Genomic DNA, 17,263 nt, shown 5'->3' with positions numbered 1-17,263 from the left:
TATTTATAATATGGAAATAACTTTTTACCGGCTTTCCCCAAGAACCTGCTGTCGGGAAGCGTGTTCAAAGGCTTTTGCTGCCTGATCGACCTGAATTTTAGCATGTTTCAAAAGCGTCTTGATGATCGTAGCCGGGCGTTCCTGTTCCTCCAGATGATCGACCATCCCTTTGCACTCATCCGGGAGGTATTCCGCCATATCTTTCAACACATCGGAAAAGTTACCCATAAAGCCCCAGCAGCTATCCGACAGCTCCCCGTTTTTATAAAGCTCAAACCCATAACATTCGCCATGCAGATAGGAATCGTAAGCGGCGACTTCACTGCGCATCAGTGCGTCCGCTTTCTGCCGGATGGCGCCGGTCATCTTGTCAGCGTCAAATTCCTTTAGGGCATCTTCTTTGGAAACATAGATCCAGCCGACCTGTCCGCTGTCCCATTCTGCATGAGGGGCCCTGCCTGAGAAACTTTCTGTACTCATGGCAAGACCTGAGTGGTCGTAGAGATAGAGGGGGAGCATCAGATACTTTTCCGAAATTACTTTCTGCATTGCTTCATCAATCGCCCGTTCCTCTGTCTTTGGTCCATGCCGGAAACGGCTGCTTACAATGTTTACCATCCGTTCATAGCGTTTCATGCCGGCTTCATCATGTCCTACGGTATCTAAATACATTTCCCGCAGGAAGTCGTCTTTGTCCATATAGTTGTGATGGTCGCCCAGCGCATAGCGGGGATGGAAGCATACCATCGTCCCAAAATGTTCATCTACCTCACGGGGAGAGATCAGAATATCGTCCGGCTGCACCATAAGGGCATAAGGTTCATTTACTGCCATTAACATAATTGGCTCCTTTCTTTCTACAAATCCGGGCCGGAATGGTGCATCATCGGTTTTTCCCGGTGTTCATTGGTTGCAGGCTGCTTGACTGCAATGATCTCGCCGGCAATCCTTGCAAATTTTTCAGGGTACTTAAACTGCTCCCCGTATTTCTCCATCAGATCCGGGGAAAGGTCTGTAAAATCTTCCTCGCCAAGACCAACGATCAGAAAATTCCCGGACACAATATCATAAACGTGGCCGTCATCATCAAAGAGAGCCCGGTTCAGAGGCAGTCCCATCAGCTTGCCTTCATCATTGCAGATCAGAGCCACCGGGTCCTCATACGGATAGACCGCCTGAATGTCTCCACCCACTGCCGCCTGCAAAGATTTCAGACCGCTTTCAATCTCCGCAGCATAAGGGGACTTGCCCGGCTCTACCATTAACACTTTCATAACTGTATATCCTCCTTCTTTTTCATTGCCATACCGGGAGCGGCTGGCGTTTTTTCCTGGGTTTTTGCCACAGAGAGCTTCCCCAGAACGGAAGGCTTCTCCTGGTTTTGGGGCGTAAAAATACCGCCCTCCGAAACCTCGGCGGCATGTTCCGTTTTGGTCTGTTCCAGTCCTTCAACCGTATAACCAGGTAAGAGAGTGCCGTGAACCATAAAATGACGCTCATATTCTTTCGGAATTGGCGGGGAAATTTCCGTGAATAAATGGGAATAGGCTTTCTTCCGCCCGTCCAAGTATTTTATGGCTGCATTCTTATCTGTATATCGTTTCTGGTTTTGTCCGGCAATCTTTTCTCCATATCCCTGCTTCGGGGAATGAATACGGACTTCCCATGTCACATACCAGGCAACCGTAATACTCTGTTTTGTTTCCCTGTCATATTTCGTATCTTCCCAAATACTGCAGGTCATCTGATAGACCCGGTTGCTGATTTTCTGATCCGCCCTCCAGTTATCGGTGTCTTTCCACTGATTGCCGGTATGTACAATCTCCGGTGTACGAAGATATTCCAAAGCCCGGTTGATCGTCTGTGTCGCCGCTGCCTGCTGTTCCCACTGTTTTGCGGCAGCCACCACGAGTTCATAGGCTTTCTGCTCCCCGTCGATACTTCCTTGGCGCATAGCTTCCAGGCTATCGGTTCCCATTGTGATCAGAGTAGAAATGTCCACATTTTCACAAACTACGCTGTGTTCTATTTTAAGCTCTGATCCCGGCGTCAAGTAGTCGCCATATCGGTAGGCATGGTAATCCCTGTTTTCTTCCAAAATGCTGTTCACCTCCTGCTATATTTCCGGCTCATGGTTTTTTCTGGAAACCGTCTGAGCCGGTGATTTTTTATCTGTCGGTCTGTTTGCCGCAAGCTGATCCATCACGGAAGGACGGCCGACGCCGAACATGGATAGCTGACCGTCCGCTGCCTCACGAAGTTCAGAAACAGAGAGGGGAAGCGTTACATCAGCATGGGTCAATAGCTGTTCCCGTTTCAAATCCTGAATGATCTCGTCAAAAACGGCGTTGATCGCACGGCGTTCTTCCCCCACAGGGAAGGCTTTCAATACCTCCATTTCTCCGTCTTTACCGGAAACCAGGGTAAGGGCACAGTCGGCATGGCCTGCCAGATAATCCGATGTGTAGGGCAGTTTGTCCTTGATATAACAGGCAAAGGCTCTGGCTGTCATTTCCACGTTGCTGTCCCAATAACCGCCGTCTTTTTCACATTCTTTTCCCATGCGTACCGAATTACGGTAAAAATCAGTTTCCGTCCGTCCAATCTGCGGAGCTTCCTGCGCCTGCATCCCGGAAAGCATACGCTCAAAAATTTCCAGCCGTTCCCGTTCACTTTTGGGAATTACCCGGCCGGTAACATTCTTCTTAAATGCGCTGATCTGTTCCACAGAGCCGGGTTCGCCGGACAAAAATGCTTCCCGCAAGACTGCGTAGGTTTCCATCTGTTCCTCATTGCCATACCGTTTCAGGGAGGCAAGAACCGAGGAATCCAGCCAGCTTGCCGCATTTTTCCGGGTGCGTTCTGTTTGTGCTTCCGTGCGCTTTGCTGCCTGTTCCGGTGTTTCCGGTTTATACTTCATGGTGTCAATGAGTTTTTGGAACGGCGCATAGAGGCGGGGCTGTTCTGACAGCATTCCTTTTGCGCCCATCTTTGTACCAAGATAATCGTCAAGTCCATGCCACCATTCATGTGCCAGCGAACCGGCCCCGTGCATTTTCGTAAGATTGATGACTGTACGCAAAGGTTCATAATGAGCCGCAGCATTGCCGCTGCCTCTTGCACCAAAAGCGATAGCAAGCGTTCCCTGATAAGCAATATCTTTATCGCTGATCTTAAGGGCTGACGCCAAATCCTTTAGTGCTTCAAATCCCATGTTAAGGGAGGTCTGACGGTCGTTCTGGTTCATCCAGTTTCCAAACTCGCCGCCGCGGAACCCAAATGTATCAAGATAATGCTGTCCGGTGATCTCCACGCCATTCCGATAATCCGGGCCGGTACGTTTGACATGGGCGAGCTGGGGAGGGACAAACCGGATCTTCCCATTTTTGTTCCTGCCTTTGGCAAGTTCCTGCACCCATTTCAGGGCAGCTTCTTTGGTCTCAAAATTGGTCCGCAGGATCGAATAGCCTTTTGTCACATAGTAGGTACCGGGTTTCCAGTCCTCATTTTTAGAATAGGTATGTTTCCCGTCGTTGAAGTGGATCGCATAACCTTTCGGTATTTTCTGCTCTTTGGAAACACAAAACTGTTCCTTTTTTGCTTTCTGAGTAAAGTTGCGCTCAAAATATTCAGCCGAGCGGATCAGCATGGTATTGGACAATTTGTTTGTGATCACGGGATTGTCCTGTCCCTTTTTCGTTGCCCGGTAATGGATTCCGCTTCCCCAGCCCTGTACCTTTTCTAAATATCCATTGTCAACGAAAAAGCGGTCATAGGCTCTCACAGCATCCTCCGCAGTACGGACATCTGAAAGCACTGCCTGCAATTCCCGAACTGTTTTTATATATTCCTTTTGTCTCGCGGTCCGTTTTTCCGGGGTGTCATCCGTGCGGTAATACTGAGGGGAAGCGTTTAAGCCGTCCCTCGCTTTTTTGATAAAATAGACCACGCCAAGAGGAATCCCTTCCTCCAGTATGGCTGCATAGTCCGGCTTTTTCCAGACATTATCCTTTTTCACAAATTTTTCGGCTTCGCGCTCATTCATGGCTTCCAGATCATCTGCATACAGCCCGCGGTCTTTCCACAGATCTTTTTTAGCACCGCCGATCTTTTCGCCGAAATCTTCATGCACTCCTGCCAATCTTCATCACCTCCAGTCAGTGTAAAATTCTTATCGCTCCGGGGCAGGGCGACGTTCTTCGTTTTTGTGAAGTTGTGGGAGGTTTCCTGTGAGCCGGTCAGTTTCCCTGCGGATCAGTTTGTCCAGAGCGCCTAAATCCTCCGGTGCAATGGCAAACTCCCGGTAATTTTCATACCACAGGCCCGTAGAGATTGCCGCGATGGGCGCAATTTTCTCCGAACCGGATGGAAGAAGGCGATACACAGGGGCTTCGTCATAAAGAAGCATCTGCTTTGCCGTTCCCTGTGGTATGCGGTACTTATCCATATCCGGGTTCTGGGCTGCCTCCATATATTGCATATTCAGGCGTTCTTCTAAATCCTGGGGCATATAACGAAATGCCTGATCCATCCACTGTCTGAACATCGTGGAATAGTGGTACTGCCATTCCGTAACTTGATTCGGGGCATAAGAAAATCCCCAGCTTTTCAGAGCATCTTTTTCGTAAAGCTCCATTCCAGTCCATTCTTTCAGGCTGACCGTAGCCACTGAACCATCTTTGCGTTCGATATTGACGCCGCAGGGATAGAGGATATTTCGTTTTATATCCTGCCGCAGCGTGTCTAAATCCATCATCAGGACATCTCCGTACAAGTGACCGCCCTCTCTGCGATCCGTATGAAACAGGAAAGCCCTCGCTCCGATAAACTCCGTTGTTAAGATCATTTGATGAAGATCTGCCGTAGAACAATAAGCAAACAAAGCGTCGGAAAGCCACATGTGATTTTTCCCCATGATGGCAATGGAATCAGCCCCGGCATTTGTCGCCAGAGAACGCATATTGAATTCGCATTCCCTGAGAAAATCTCCGGCAAAAATATGGAGCTCATACGCAAAGACGGATAAGTCTGTATCGCGGATCAAATGAATCTGCGGTAGTGGTTCCTGATCCAATCAAATTCCTCCTTTCATGTGAAGCAGCTCTTTGACCTGCTCATTTTCCGCAAACGGCTGGCTATCTGTCCCCGCCATTTAATCAATCCCTCCCATCTGCCGGTAGCTGCCCGCCGGCAATCTTGCCGACAATCTCCGGACCGGTTTCATAAATCTGCATGAGGCGTTTTGCTGTGCCGCAAGGCTGTGCAGCTCCGCTAGTCCAAAGACGCACTGTGGATGGGGCAACATTCATCAAAAGCGCAAAGCCCTTTTCGTTCATGTCCAGCTTTTTCATCAGCGATTTAACCATATCGGGGCCGTAGTCTGGACACCGGGAAGCCTCGGCAATCATCTGCAAAGCGGTATTTTCAATTTTTTTCATTTTCAAATCCTCCTGTTATTTGTTTTCCAGCCTTATGCCGGGGCAAAGCTGATCTGGTTGTGTTTCATCCTTTTGGCAAAATCCGGCAACGAATAATTTACCCCGTCAATTTCTGCATGGGTGTCATCCAGACGATGACAAACAGCAAAGTGCCTGTCCCCGTTTCCATAGAACAGGCAGAGTAAACCATTGTCGGGAATGGAAAACAGCGCTTTTCCGGCGCTGTCTGTAAAGCAGATATGTTGAGATCCATTCATGTTGAAATCCTCCCTAAATTGAAACAGCCGCCTCTTTTGGGCGGCGTTGGTGCTGGCTGGTTTGCAGTTGTTCCCAAACCTCCAGCAATTTTTCATTGTAATCTTTTCCCATCCGGGGAGGGTTGACACTTACCCGGATATGACGGAAACGTTTATCCTCGTGGAGCATGGTCTTGATTTTCCGGGCATTGACAAATCCGGCAAGATCGTGGTCCATATAAAGGGTAACACGCCGGATCTCCGGGTGGCGTTCCAGAAAAGAAGTCAGCGCCACATGGGAAGTACCTCCCAAAGACAAGCGGTAACCATTCCATTTCCATCCCTCCAGCTCTTGAAGCGTTGCATGGGAAAGCGCATCAATAGGAGCTTCAAAGACTGCCACATGCCGGCTACCCGGACTTTGCGGGGGATAACAAAAGTTATATCCTTTGTCGCTGCCATAGACATCCTTTTTGAGATTGCCGCCGATACTGCGCATACAGGCGAACTTCGCTTTCCCGGAATCATCTTTCCCTACAAATACACAAACCGGTTCTCCATGATACCGGGCTTCGTAAAAAATCCCGGCTTGTAAACACTGGCGAATGACTTCTGAGCTGATCCCCCGTTTCTGCAAATAGGAGACCGCAGCGGTCGCGCAACGTCTGGCCCAGGGGAGAGAGAATGCTTTTTTTTCCGGTTCTTTTGATACCTGTATTTCTGCCGTACTTCGGTAAGCCGGTGTATGTCGGATTTCGCCACCTACCAGAGCATGAACCGCATCCACAAGACCATATCCCCGAATCTGGATCAGGTAGTCCAGCGCATTGATACTCCGTCCACGGCTGTTCCAGTACCAGTACCTTTTCCCGGTCACATATACCAGACTGTCATGTTCCTTATGCCGGAAATTAGGTCCATCCCGTTTCAGCACACCGGGTTCATGGAACTGCAGGTAAGTAAACAGATCAGCTTCCCGCGCTGCCTGAATCTGTTCTTTGGTTACGCCGGGCATTGTACCGGCACAGTGATTCTTTTCATCGTGCTTTGCCTCCTTCCTGTGATGGAATGAAAAAAGACACCCAAAGGTGCCTAACAGCCGTACAGATCGTGATTGACCTCGGCACGGTAATAGCTGTCCATTGTAGCCGGGGCATTATACAGCGCCGCCAGCAGATATGCTTTGATATTTCCGACCTTCGTCGTGTTCTTGTCGATACAGTCAAAGACATACTCTAAGTGACCGGAATTGATCTTCAGGAACCGGCTCTTGACGATCTCCCGCAGAAAATCATCTCCGGCGATGCGTATGTAAGGGCGTTTCGACAAAATCACTTCAAGCATAAGTTCAAGGGTTTCGTCCAGACGTTCCCTGCCATACCGTAAGACCAGTAAGTCATATTCGATATTTTCTTTGATGATTTCACGATATGCTTCTATCAGCTCTATCCGATCCATCCCATCCGTGCGGTTCGCCGCTTCCGGCTCTGCCGGATAGATTGATGGATAAGTTATTGATTTATCTTTTTTTGATTTTTTTGTTTTTAATGGATTAGTATTTAATTGTGCCGGATTTTCCTGTTCAGGTTCCGCCTGTTTAGGTTTTGCCTGTTCAGGTTTTACCTGTCTTGGATTTTCCCGTTTAGGTGAAAGCCCTATGTTTTCGGTACTTACAGGCTGCTCATGGATCGTATATTCAATGTCTCCCAACTGCCCGTTATCATAGCGGAGGCGCTGTCTGGTGAGATAACCATGCCGCTCCAGTTCCTTCAGGGCAGTAGTGATAGAATCCACACCGTCCTTGCAGATATGGGCGAGTCCCTTCGTGGTATAATCCCAATCTTCCGGCAGCGACAACATAAGTGATAAAAGCCCCTTTGCCTTTAAGGACAACTCCGTATTGCGCAGATGGTGATTGCTCATTATCGTAAAGTCCTTTGTTTTCTCTACACGGAATACTGCCATTGTATCGCCTCCTTTCTTCGACTATTCCGTTACAAGGCATGATCCCTGCGGTCATAATGGAGATGACCGTCAGAGACCTTCGCATGGTTTTTCAGTTTCACTTCGCCCCGTTCCTGGCTCTCTAAAAATTTCTGATAGCCGGCATCTGTAAGGAACAAGCGCATCTTATCGCCTTTGTCGCCAACAGGGGAATCGTAAGACAATACATCAAAGACGATCATGTGCTTTACTTCTGGATCAAAGCGTTCAAGTGCCATGATGTCATGCCCCTTCAATTTTTCTGCCCCTGATTGTTGTCTGGCCTCGGCGATCTTTTCTCCAATCGTCCGGGCTGGATAGGGCAGACGGTAATTCTTCTGAATATCTTTTACCAAGTCCATGCACTCTGCATTTGACAGAACACGAAGTTTTGCCATAAGACCTTCTGCCGCCTCCCGCTGTTCGGAATTATTTGAATACCGCACGGTCATATAAAGTTCATTCAGGATCTTTGTCTGATAATCGCCCTCCACTTGAAAGAGCAGCTTTTTTTCCATTTCGTTTAATTCCATGTGGATCTCCTTTCTCTCGAAAATGAGTATGAAAAAAGGGCGTCCACCTATAAAAGTGAAACGCCCACGGCAACCAGCGGTCAGACATAAAGCCGGACCGCTGGCACTATTAAATTTTGTCGTTAATAAAACAGCCTCCTTTTTTCTTTATAGTTTTCGTCAATTTTCAACTTGGAAAAGGAATTGAATAAAAGACGACAAACGCTCAAACCCCTTGAAAATAAAGGCTTTTTCTGTTTGTCGTTATTATACCGTAACGGCACATGCACGCTACATTTCCTACCAGCCACTAAAGTACAACGGCTGGATGCTCTGCTATATCGTTCCTGCAGTCGATGCCCGTCAGCCCTTTGCTTTTATCAACAACTTTGAAATCATTCTGTTCGCCTTTTTTATCTGCATTGTGCTGATCCTGATCTTCGCACTCTGGAAGATCAACCGGAAGAATCAGACTTCGCTTCTTCGCCAGGCGCATACAGATGCTCTGACCGGACTTCTGAACAAAGTTTATACAGAACACACGATTTCCGAATGGCTGCGCGAAAAAGATTTTGAAGATTTTCAGGCTTTAATGATGATCGATATGGATTATTTCAAGCAGATCAATGATACTTATGGACATGCAACCGGTGACCAGGTACTGAAAATATTTGCCGGATTTCTGAAAGAACAATTCCGGACAACCGATATCATCGGTCGTGTCGGTGGTGACGAATTTATGATCCTGATGAAAAATGTACGTCTGGATTACAGTATCCATCTGCACTTGCAAAAGCTCTATACAAATCTTCAAAATATAGATATCCCGGAACTAAATGGTCGGAAACTTTCCTGCAGTATCGGCTGTGCTGTTGCTCCAACGGATGCTGAATCTTTCAGCCAGTTATACCGCCTTGCTGATCATGCTCTGTATACAGCTAAGCACAACGGACGTGGACGTTTTGTTATTTACCACGATATCAAAAACCAGCAGAAAACCGTTTTATCCTGATCCACGCCAGGAATTCTGGTACAGATCAATATTCCTGTCATTTAATCTCAAAATTCCCGCCGGGCAGATCCTGTACCTGCCCGGCGGGAATTTCATTCTTCTTTATATCTCAGATACGCCTCCGGCATATCCAGTCATTTTTAATCATCGTAAGTATCCAGGAAATTATGTCTTACACCTTTTGCCTTGTAGCCGACAACCGTATCCAGATTGACATTTTCCACACTCTTGAAAATATTGCCCTCCACAAACGGGTTCGTCTTCTTAAGCTCTGCAATCAGCTTTTTGATTTCCATACGCTTTGACTGATTTTCTTCATTGTTGCAGGTTGTACAGGTATCGGTAAACTTACATGCACACTGGATAAAATGCAGATCATTGTAATCTCTCCATGCCTTGATGTCATCCTCACGGATCAGATACATCGGGCGGATCAGTTCCATCCCTTCAAAATTTGTACTGTGAAGCTTCGGCATCATAGTCTGCACCTGCGCACTGTAGAGCATTCCCATCAGGATCGTCTCGATCACATCATCATAATGATGTCCCAGTGCGATTTTGTTACAGCCCATCTGCTGTGCAAAATTATAAAGATATCCCCGCCTCATCCTTGCACAGATATAACACGGTGATTTTTCAATCTCAAATACCGATTCAAAAATATTGGATTCAAAGATCTGGATCGGAATCTTCATCTTCCTTGCATTTTCTTCAATGACCTTCCGGTTCTCCGGACTGTATCCCGGATCCATCACCAGGAACTTTACTTCAAAGTTAAACTTGTTGTGACGCTTTAATTCCTGGAAAAGCTTTGCCATCAGCATTGAATCTTTTCCACCGGAAATACATACTGCGATCCGGTCACCTTCTTTGACCAGTTCATATTCTCTGACAGCTTTTGTAAATTTAGACCAGATCTTCTTTTTGAACTTCTTGCGGATACTAAGTTCCACATGTTCACAGACATCATCTGCTTCCTTTTTCTTCATATCTGCCATCAGCCATCCAACATAACCGCCCTTCAGGCTGTATGCTTCATATCCCTGATCCTGCAGTTCTTCTGCGATATCCCTGCTGATCTGTCCTCTGCTGCAGCAGATAATGATCTTCTTTTCCTTATCTTCCGGCGGATTCTCCATCAGTGCATCTGCTGAGCTTGCCGTCGAATTCGGCAGGATTCCATGGGCGCGCTCGATCTCGCCACGGATATCAAAAAGCTCATAGGACTCTGCAGGAAGCGCTTCCATTTCCTCGATCGTAATATCTATACTCATTGATTTTCTCCTTATAAAAAGAATGTACCCTGACACATAATCCTCTTTATTGAACAGAAAGTTCCATCTGGATTGTTGTCAAATAAAAAATACGCGTGTATCGGTACATATCATAGCATAATCTGTGCATCTGGTCAAAGGGAGATCCATCCGAAAATACCGGATCTCCGCTTATCCCACAGCATTTTTAACACTCCTGACTGTTGCAACTCTTACAATACTCTTAACAGCACCATATGCAGGATCGTTCCCGCTGCAATACTTATGAGTGTGTTGTGTTTCCATTTGTAGGTAACTGCAACAGCAGCCACCGCAATTCCTTTTGGAAATGCGATTCCTCTCAGATCACTTCCCACATCTTTCAGACAGTAAACGATCAGAACTGCCATGATCGCCGCCGGAAGTACCTGCCCCAGCCTATCCAGCCACAGCGGCATCCGTCGCTCTCCGCTAAATGCCAGAAACGGCAATGCCCGAAGCGCGAACGTGCAAACTGCCGATACCAGAACTGCCAGTAAAATTCCGCCCGTCGTCATACACTTTTTCCTCCTTTTTCCGTAATGACCAGAATTCCGGATGTAATAAGAAGTGCCGGAAGCATAAAGCTTTTCTGCCCGAAGATCACCAGGCACAAAATCCCGATCCCAAGTCCGGTCATTGCCGGAATGTGTTTTCTGGTCTTTTCCCACTGATCGATGAAAATGATCACAAACAGTGCCGTCATACAAAAATCGATTCCTTCCATATCAAACGGAAGCAGCTGCCCTATGACTCCACCTAAAACTGCCCCTGCCATCCAGTAACACCGGCTGAAAAATGCAACCAGGAACATCGTATCCTCCTTCTCTTTTTCCGGGAGGTCGAGCGTACAGTTTACCGCATAGGTTTCATCCGTCATCGTGTGGATCATATAGAGCTTACGCCTGCCCATCTTCTGAAAATCCTTCAGAAAAGTAAGGCTGTAAAAAGTCTGTCTGCTGTTCATCAGAAACGCTGTCAGTGCGATCGTCACGATCGAGGCTCCACTGGATAAAAATGTGATCAGGACAAACTGGAATGCCCCGGTATATACGGTAAGACTGACAAACAGTGAATAATACCAGCCAAATCCGGCATTTTCCATCATAATCCCATATGCCATGCTTACGAAAATGTAGCTGCACATGATCGGAATGGATTTCAGAAAAGCATTTTTTCTGATCTGTGCCTTTGTCATAATGTTTTCTCCTTAAATTTTCTGTACAAATCGAAAAAGACGAAGGTTCCGAAAAACCTCCGTCCAAAATTTCTGTGTGTATAATATTTATTTGCCCTGAACCGCTGCAAATCCACCTTCAAGATCTGCGATGATATCATCGATATGTTCGGTACCGATAGAAAGACGGATTGTGTTCGGTTTGATTCCCTGATCAAGCAGTTCTTCTTCTGTCAGCTGAGAATGTGTTGTTGTTGCCGGATGGATAACAAGGCTCTTAACATCCGCAACATTTGCAAGCAGCGAAAAGATCTTCAGGTTGTCGATGAACTTGTGAGCTTCTTCCTGTCCGCCTTTGATCTCGAATGTGAAGATGGATGCTCCACCATTCGGGAAATATTTTTCATAAAGTGCATGATCCGGATGATTCGGCAGTGACGGATGGTTCACATGCTCTACCATTGGATGATTAGAGAGATATTCTACTACTTTCTTTGTATTTTCTACATGACGGTCAATTCTAAGTGACAGTGTCTCTGTTCCCTGCAGAAGAAGGAATGCGTTAAATGGAGAGATGGTTGCTCCCATGTCACGAAGAAGGATTGCACGGATGTAAGTTACAAATGCTGCCGGACCTGCTGCATCTACGAAAGATACTCCGTGGTAGCTTGGGTTTGCATCTGCGATTGCCGGGTATTTTCCACTTGCTTTCCAGTCAAATTTGCCGGAATCTACGATGATTCCACCAAGAGTTGTTCCGTGTCCACCGATGAATTTGGTAGCAGAATGTACAACGATGTCTGCTCCGTGTTCGATCGGCCGGATCAGATACGGTGTTCCGAATGTGTTGTCGATCACAAGCGGAAGTCCATGCTTGTGTGCGATTTCAGCGATCGCATCGATATCCGGGATATCACTGTTCGGGTTACCAAGAGTTTCAAGATAGATGGCTCTTGTGTTATCCTGAATTGCATCTTCTACTTCTTTCAGGTTATGTGCATCTACAAATGTAGTGGTGATTCCGTAATGTGTCAGTGTGTGCTCAAGAAGGTTGAAGCTTCCACCATAGATTGTCTTCTGCGCTACGATATGTCCGCCATCTGCTGCAAGTGCTTCGATGGTATATGTAATTGCAGCTGCTCCGGATGCTGTTGCAAGAGCTGCCACACCACCTTCAAGTGCTGCGATTCTCTTTTCAAATACATCCTGTGTAGAGTTTGTCAGACGTCCGTAAATGTTACCTGCATCTGCAAGTCCGAATCTTGCTGCTGCATGTGCAGAGTTCTTAAATACATAAGATGTTGTCTGGTAAATCGGTACTGCTCTGGCATCAGATGCCGGATCTGGTTCTTCCTGTCCTACGTGAAGCTGAAGTGTTTCAAATTTATAATCGCTCATATTTTTCTACCTCTCTTTTCTGATTGTCTGATGTATCGTGATCTCTATAGTGATCTTTCAAATTTGATAGTTGCATTATATCTACTTTTACCTACTTTGTCAATAGGTTAATAGGGAATTATTTTAAAAACCTTTAATTTCAATATGTTTTATCTGTTTTTTCTCCTGTAAATGCAAGAAAGAATGTGCCTCGGCACATTCTCGCGCCGAGCGCGTTGCTGAGCGCCAGTGACGCTCGTTAAGCAACGACCGAAGCGGAGCGTAGACCGCTTGCGACATTCTTCATCTTCGTGCAAGTGCGCATCTCCGGCACGCAGTGCCTTTTATTTCATAGGAAGTTCCTTTGGAATTTCCTATGAAATAAAGACGCTTTGGGCGTCTTTTCTGTATAATAACAGACACTACTGCTCATCGGTGATCAGCCCGGCGATCAGTTCTGCTCCTGTCACAAGATCTTTGATTGTCGTATATTCATTTACCGAATGTGCCTGGTACATTCCATTTGACAGCACCAGTCCCGGAATCCCGTTCTTCGCAAAGCTGTTGTTATCACTTCCTCCAAATGTCTCCACCAGGTCTCCTGCAAGTCCCAGCTCTTTGCTTACTCTTTCAAACCGTTTTACCGGCACACTGTCTTTTGCAGTCTCATAAGCGATCAGATGAACTTCGTAGGCGAGTTCTGACTCAGCTCCGTATTTTTCAGCCACCTTTTTGAAAGTATTTCCCACTTTTTCTACACAACAGATTGTTTTTTCATGGGAATAGCTCCGGATTTCTCCCTTTACGGTACATTTTTCCGGAACAATATTCGTTCCGCTCCCACCTTCGATCAATCCGATATTGCAGGTTGTCTCTTCGTCCACATGTCCCTGACTGATCTGTGAGATCGCTTCGGATGCAATAGCGATCGCATGAATGCCGTGCTCCGGATCAAATCCGGCGTGGGATGCTTTCCCAGTTACCGTCACCTGATAAGAGATCAGGGACGGTGCTTTATATGCCGCGCTTCCAACCGGTCCGCTGATATCCAGTACATAAGCTTCTTTTGCACGGACCTTTGAAAAATCAAATACACTGCTGCCCTTGATATAAAGTTCTTCTGCAATTGCAAAAAGAATCTCGATATCCCGGTGTGGTACTCCCGCTTCTTTTACACTGCGGATTCCTTCCAGGATCTCCACAAGTCCTGCCACATCATCAGCTCCAAGAACTGCCTTTCCTGCGGAACGGATCACACCGTCTTCTCCGATGATCCCTTTCTTGCCTTTGGAAGGCTCAACCGTATCCATATGACCGGACAGAAGGATCGGATCTCCCGGAAGGTCTCCCGGAAGATATGCATATAAGTTTCCGGCGTTTCCTCCGAAATGTTCTCCGGCATTGTCTTCCTCCACCTCAAAACCAAGTTCTTTTAACTTCGGGATCAGCCGGTCTGCCATCTCACGCTCTCCAAAGCTTGGTGCATCGATTGCGGTCAGCTCCTGAAATTCGTCAACTACTCTTTTTTCATTTACTTCTATTTTGCTCATTTCTGCCACTTCCTTATCTGCACGGTCATCGTCCGTCTGTCCTGTACACCTTCCATCACAGATGTCTGCTGCTTGACTCACACTTCTACTTTAATACAGCTTCCAGGTCTGCGATCAGATCCTCTGCGCCTTCGATTCCAACGGAAAGTCTTAAAATCCGGTCTGTGATTCCGTTCCGGTCAAGCTCTTCTTTGGAAAGATCCGCATGTGTCTGTGTGATCGGATAGGTGATCAAAGTCTCTGTCCCTCCAAGACTTTCCGCAAACTGAATCAGTTTTACATTTTCCAGAATGTGATATGCTCTCTCTTGGGAATCTACTTCAAAGGTCAGGATCGAACCAAATCCTCTTGCCTGCTTTTTCATCAATTCGTAGCCCGGATGTGATTCAAGCCCCGGATAAAGTACCCTTGTCACATGCTCCTGCTTTTCCAGAAAATGTGCGATCCTCAGTGCATTTTCCTGCGCCCTGTCCATACGGACTCCAAGCGTCTTGATCCCTCTGAGGATCAGCCAGCTGTCCATCGGTGCAAGGGTTGCCCCTGTCGTCTTGATGATAAAACGAAGCTGTTCCTGAATGTCCTCGCGGTTTGTTATCAGGAAACCTGCAAGTGTGTCATTATGTCCACCCAGATATTTTGTCCCGCTATGCACAACAATGTCAGCACCAAGTTTCAGCGGATTCTGGAAATATGGTGATAAAAAGGTATTGTCCACGATCAGAAGAAGATCATGTTTTTTTGCTTTCTTTAAAAGTTCTTCCAGATCGGATACACGCATCATCGGATTGGTCGGTGTCTCTGCATAAATTGCTTTTGTGTTATCCTGGATATAATCCTCTACATCCACACTGCTTAAATCCACGCTGGTAAATGTCAGTCCATTTTTCACATTGATGCTGTGGAACAGACGGACGCTTCCTCCGTAAAGATCCTCATCAATGATGATGTGATCGCCCGGTTTGAAAATCTCCATCAGAGCAGTGATCGCTGCCATTCCTGTCGAAAATGCCAGTGCATCGATTCCTTCTTCCAGTGATGCTACGATCTTCTCAAGATGTTCTCTCGTCGGATTCTGTAATCTGGAATAGTCATAACCACTGCCTCCACCTACTCTGTCTCTCGCAAATGTTGCAGACTGATAGATTGGATAACTGATCGCCCCATATATTTCATCCTTATTATCGTCAGCCAGATGCTGACATCGTGTATCGATTCCATACTTCATGTTTGTCTACTTCTCCTGTCTCTTGTAATCCGTAATATGAAAGCTCAAAATTATATTGACCTCTCTGATACCAGCTTTCTCTCCTGATATCAGTCAATTTCGCTATTTACTTTACAATATCTTTCCATCGAAATCCAGTTTTCTTTTTTATTTTTCAAAAAATTCTTTTCCGGGCATTTACGCAAGTTCTTTCTCAGTCATCACACATTCAAACTCTCCGGAGCCGCTTACCTGTGAATAATCCGGTGTATAGCCAAGCTTTTCATAAAATCCAAGGGCTGCCTTTCTGGAATTGATATAGATTTTTGTCACACCTTTTTCGCGCATCCAGTTTTCCGCCTCAATGATCCCTGCCTGTCCGTAATGCTTTCCCCTGTAGGATTCCAGTGTTGCCACGCGCTCAATTTTTCCGGTATGTTCATCCAGATAATGCAGCCTGCAGGTGGATACCGGATAAATTCCGTCCATAACCAGAATATATTCATCCTCCGGTGTGTCATCTGAAAATTCTCCCTCAAGCGGGATCTTAAATCCCAGGCACATTGCCTGTGTCCGCACATAATGTACGCCGGCTCTCTGCCATTCTTCTGTTACTCTGACTGCTTTCATCATTCATTCCCCACTTTCTTTATTTTCCGGATAATTTTTCTTTTATCCTGTTGGAAAAATCGACTGATCCCTCAGCCGATTTTGTTTTTCTCTTAAATTGAATAATCCGGTTCTTCCATCCGGTTGATCTTTGTAAAGAACTCTTTGACACGTTCGTTCTTCGGATTTCCAAACACTTCTCTCGGCGTTCCGTCTTCCAGGATCTTTCCTCCGTCCAGGAAGATCACTCTGGTTGCAACGTTTCGTACAAAACTCATCTCATGGGACACCAGAAGCATTGTATATCCTTCATTTGCCGCTTTTTTGATCGTATCCAGAACTTCTCCGACAAGCTCCGGATCCAGTGCAGATGTCGGCTCATCCAGAAGTAAAAGCTTTGGCTCCATTGCAAGTGCTCTTGCGATTGCAACTCTCTGCTGCTGGCCACCTGACATATGTCTCGGATAATGGTTTGCGTGATCCAGAAGACCTACATTTTTAAGCTGCTCTCTCGCAATCCTTTCCGCTTCCTCTTTTTTCATCTTCTTTACCACGATCAGCCCCTCCATTACATTCTGAAGTGCTGTCTTCTTTGAAAAAAGATTGAAATTCTGGAACACCATGCTGGTCTTTTTCCGGAGCTCTGTCAGATCTTTTCCGTGAATATGTGCCAGATCCTGTGTTTCACCGTCAATCGTTATAGTTCCGGTTTCCGGTTTTTCCAGTCTGTCCACACATCTTAAAAATGTGGATTTCCCCGTTCCTGAAGGTCCGATGATCGCCACAACATCTCCCTGATTGATGGTAAGATCGATCCCATCAAGAACCTTATTGTTTTTAAATGTTTTTGATATATTTTTGATTTCGATCATA

19 protein-coding genes are annotated in these 17,263 nt (G+C 46.4%); 1 reads left to right on the top strand and 18 read right to left on the bottom strand.

The genetic code is table 11. The annotated features are described in order from the left end of the window. Nucleotides 1–24: 24 nt before the first annotated feature. The 10 genes from ACYQ5K_RS07910 to ACYQ5K_RS07865 form a co-directional block, all read right to left on the bottom strand. The gene (locus ACYQ5K_RS07910; protein WP_117442480.1) at nt 25–840 is read right to left on the bottom strand and encodes a hypothetical protein; all 816 of its coding nucleotides are present in this window, start codon (nt 838–840) and stop codon (nt 25–27) included. 17 nt (nt 841–857) lie between these two features. Then, a complete protein-coding gene (locus ACYQ5K_RS07905; RefSeq protein ID WP_064786913.1) occupies nt 858–1,274 on the bottom strand; it encodes a DUF3846 domain-containing protein in 417 nt (138 codons plus the stop codon). Then, the gene (locus ACYQ5K_RS07900) at nt 1,271–2,098 is read right to left on the bottom strand and encodes a hypothetical protein (protein ID WP_459777442.1); all 828 of its coding nucleotides are present in this window, start codon (nt 2,096–2,098) and stop codon (nt 1,271–1,273) included. Before ACYQ5K_RS07900 ends, ACYQ5K_RS07905 begins: the two co-directional genes overlap by 4 nt. A gap of 18 nt (nt 2,099–2,116) precedes the next feature. Continuing rightward, nucleotides 2,117–4,045: an LPD1 domain-containing protein gene (locus ACYQ5K_RS07895; RefSeq protein ID WP_227087270.1), complete on the bottom strand. Its 1,929-nt coding sequence runs from the start codon at nt 4,043–4,045 to the stop codon at nt 2,117–2,119. A 126-nt stretch (nt 4,046–4,171) separates the two neighbouring features. Next, a complete protein-coding gene (locus tag ACYQ5K_RS07890) occupies nt 4,172–5,074 on the bottom strand; it encodes a hypothetical protein (RefSeq protein ID WP_064786909.1) in 903 nt (300 codons plus the stop codon). Nucleotides 5,075–5,156: 82 nt separating this feature from the next. Next, nucleotides 5,157–5,438, bottom strand: a complete 282-nt coding sequence (locus tag ACYQ5K_RS07885; RefSeq protein WP_005361060.1) for a helix-turn-helix domain-containing protein — start codon at nt 5,436–5,438, stop codon at nt 5,157–5,159. A gap of 32 nt (nt 5,439–5,470) precedes the next feature. Then, on the bottom strand, nt 5,471–5,695 hold the full coding sequence (locus tag ACYQ5K_RS07880) for a hypothetical protein (RefSeq protein ID WP_055156485.1): 225 nt from the start codon (nt 5,693–5,695) through the stop codon (nt 5,471–5,473). Between the two features lie 13 nt (nt 5,696–5,708). After that, a complete protein-coding gene (locus ACYQ5K_RS07875) occupies nt 5,709–6,689 on the bottom strand; it encodes a DUF3991 domain-containing protein (protein WP_459777441.1) in 981 nt (326 codons plus the stop codon). Between the two features lie 77 nt (nt 6,690–6,766). Continuing rightward, nucleotides 6,767–7,639, bottom strand: coding sequence for a DUF6017 domain-containing protein (locus ACYQ5K_RS07870; RefSeq protein ID WP_459777440.1), 873 nt, complete (start codon nt 7,637–7,639; stop codon nt 6,767–6,769). 29 nt (nt 7,640–7,668) lie between these two features. Further along, a complete protein-coding gene (locus ACYQ5K_RS07865; protein WP_005361050.1) occupies nt 7,669–8,190 on the bottom strand; it encodes a DUF5720 family protein in 522 nt (173 codons plus the stop codon). A gap of 214 nt (nt 8,191–8,404) precedes the next feature. On the opposite strand from ACYQ5K_RS07865, the gene ACYQ5K_RS07860 reads away from it, so the two are divergent. After that, nucleotides 8,405–9,181: a GGDEF domain-containing protein gene (locus ACYQ5K_RS07860; protein ID WP_459777439.1), complete on the top strand. Its 777-nt coding sequence runs from the start codon at nt 8,405–8,407 to the stop codon at nt 9,179–9,181. Nucleotides 9,182–9,321: 140 nt separating this feature from the next. On the opposite strand, the gene ACYQ5K_RS07855 is transcribed toward ACYQ5K_RS07860, so the two are convergent. The 8 genes from ACYQ5K_RS07855 to ACYQ5K_RS07820 form a co-directional block, all read right to left on the bottom strand. Continuing rightward, nucleotides 9,322–10,455, bottom strand: a complete 1,134-nt coding sequence (locus ACYQ5K_RS07855) for an ATP-binding protein (RefSeq protein ID WP_173685319.1) — start codon at nt 10,453–10,455, stop codon at nt 9,322–9,324. 212 nt (nt 10,456–10,667) lie between these two features. After that, nucleotides 10,668–10,991 carry a branched-chain amino acid transporter permease gene (locus ACYQ5K_RS07850; protein ID WP_173685318.1) on the bottom strand — a complete coding sequence of 108 codons (324 nt, stop codon included), beginning with the start codon at nt 10,989–10,991 and terminating at the stop codon, nt 10,668–10,670. Then, nucleotides 10,988–11,671 carry an AzlC family ABC transporter permease gene (locus ACYQ5K_RS07845; protein ID WP_173685317.1) on the bottom strand — a complete coding sequence of 228 codons (684 nt, stop codon included), beginning with the start codon at nt 11,669–11,671 and terminating at the stop codon, nt 10,988–10,990. Before ACYQ5K_RS07845 ends, ACYQ5K_RS07850 begins: the two co-directional genes overlap by 4 nt. An 87-nt stretch (nt 11,672–11,758) precedes the next feature. Continuing rightward, complete coding sequence (locus ACYQ5K_RS07840; RefSeq protein ID WP_008369949.1) at nt 11,759–13,048, bottom strand: O-acetylhomoserine aminocarboxypropyltransferase/cysteine synthase family protein; 1,290 nt, start codon at nt 13,046–13,048, stop codon at nt 11,759–11,761. Nucleotides 13,049–13,449: 401 nt separating this feature from the next. Then, the gene (locus ACYQ5K_RS07835) at nt 13,450–14,658 is read right to left on the bottom strand and encodes a M20/M25/M40 family metallo-hydrolase (protein WP_330583874.1); all 1,209 of its coding nucleotides are present in this window, start codon (nt 14,656–14,658) and stop codon (nt 13,450–13,452) included. Nucleotides 14,659–14,662: 4 nt separating this feature from the next. Continuing rightward, entirely contained in the window at nt 14,663–15,802 is a 1,140-nt protein-coding gene (locus ACYQ5K_RS07830; protein WP_173687973.1) for a trans-sulfuration enzyme family protein, read from the bottom strand. A gap of 177 nt (nt 15,803–15,979) precedes the next feature. Then, nucleotides 15,980–16,414, bottom strand: coding sequence for a GNAT family N-acetyltransferase (locus tag ACYQ5K_RS07825; protein WP_173685315.1), 435 nt, complete (start codon nt 16,412–16,414; stop codon nt 15,980–15,982). Between the two features lie 89 nt (nt 16,415–16,503). Then, a complete protein-coding gene (locus ACYQ5K_RS07820; protein WP_173687974.1) occupies nt 16,504–17,262 on the bottom strand; it encodes an amino acid ABC transporter ATP-binding protein in 759 nt (252 codons plus the stop codon). Between the last annotated feature and the right edge of the window lies 1 nt (nt 17,263).

The sequence above is a fragment of the Allocoprococcus similis genome (genome assembly GCF_054660775.1).
This window is presented reverse-complemented; position numbering and strand designations above follow the sequence as displayed.

Coding starts and splice junctions, on each gene's coding strand:
- ACYQ5K_RS07820 (WP_173687974.1), bottom strand. CDS start 17,262: ATGATCGAAATCAAAAATATATCAAAAACATTTAAAAACAATAAGGTT.
- ACYQ5K_RS07850 (WP_173685318.1), bottom strand. CDS start 10,991: ATGACGACGGGCGGAATTTTACTGGCAGTTCTGGTATCGGCAGTTTGC.
- ACYQ5K_RS07855 (WP_173685319.1), bottom strand. CDS start 10,455: ATGAGTATAGATATTACGATCGAGGAAATGGAAGCGCTTCCTGCAGAG.
- ACYQ5K_RS07845 (WP_173685317.1), bottom strand. CDS start 11,671: ATGACAAAGGCACAGATCAGAAAAAATGCTTTTCTGAAATCCATTCCG.
- ACYQ5K_RS07870 (WP_459777440.1), bottom strand. CDS start 7,639: ATGGCAGTATTCCGTGTAGAGAAAACAAAGGACTTTACGATAATGAGC.
- ACYQ5K_RS07840 (WP_008369949.1), bottom strand. CDS start 13,048: ATGAGCGATTATAAATTTGAAACACTTCAGCTTCACGTAGGACAGGAA.
- ACYQ5K_RS07905 (WP_064786913.1), bottom strand. CDS start 1,274: ATGAAAGTGTTAATGGTAGAGCCGGGCAAGTCCCCTTATGCTGCGGAG.
- ACYQ5K_RS07895 (WP_227087270.1), bottom strand. CDS start 4,045: ATGAATGAGCGCGAAGCCGAAAAATTTGTGAAAAAGGATAATGTCTGG.
- ACYQ5K_RS07825 (WP_173685315.1), bottom strand. CDS start 16,414: ATGATGAAAGCAGTCAGAGTAACAGAAGAATGGCAGAGAGCCGGCGTA.
- ACYQ5K_RS07885 (WP_005361060.1), bottom strand. CDS start 5,438: ATGAAAAAAATTGAAAATACCGCTTTGCAGATGATTGCCGAGGCTTCC.
- ACYQ5K_RS07880 (WP_055156485.1), bottom strand. CDS start 5,695: ATGAATGGATCTCAACATATCTGCTTTACAGACAGCGCCGGAAAAGCG.
- ACYQ5K_RS07830 (WP_173687973.1), bottom strand. CDS start 15,802: ATGAAGTATGGAATCGATACACGATGTCAGCATCTGGCTGACGATAAT.
- ACYQ5K_RS07865 (WP_005361050.1), bottom strand. CDS start 8,190: ATGGAATTAAACGAAATGGAAAAAAAGCTGCTCTTTCAAGTGGAGGGC.
- ACYQ5K_RS07875 (WP_459777441.1), bottom strand. CDS start 6,689: ATGCCCGGCGTAACCAAAGAACAGATTCAGGCAGCGCGGGAAGCTGAT.
- ACYQ5K_RS07910 (WP_117442480.1), bottom strand. CDS start 840: ATGTTAATGGCAGTAAATGAACCTTATGCCCTTATGGTGCAGCCGGAC.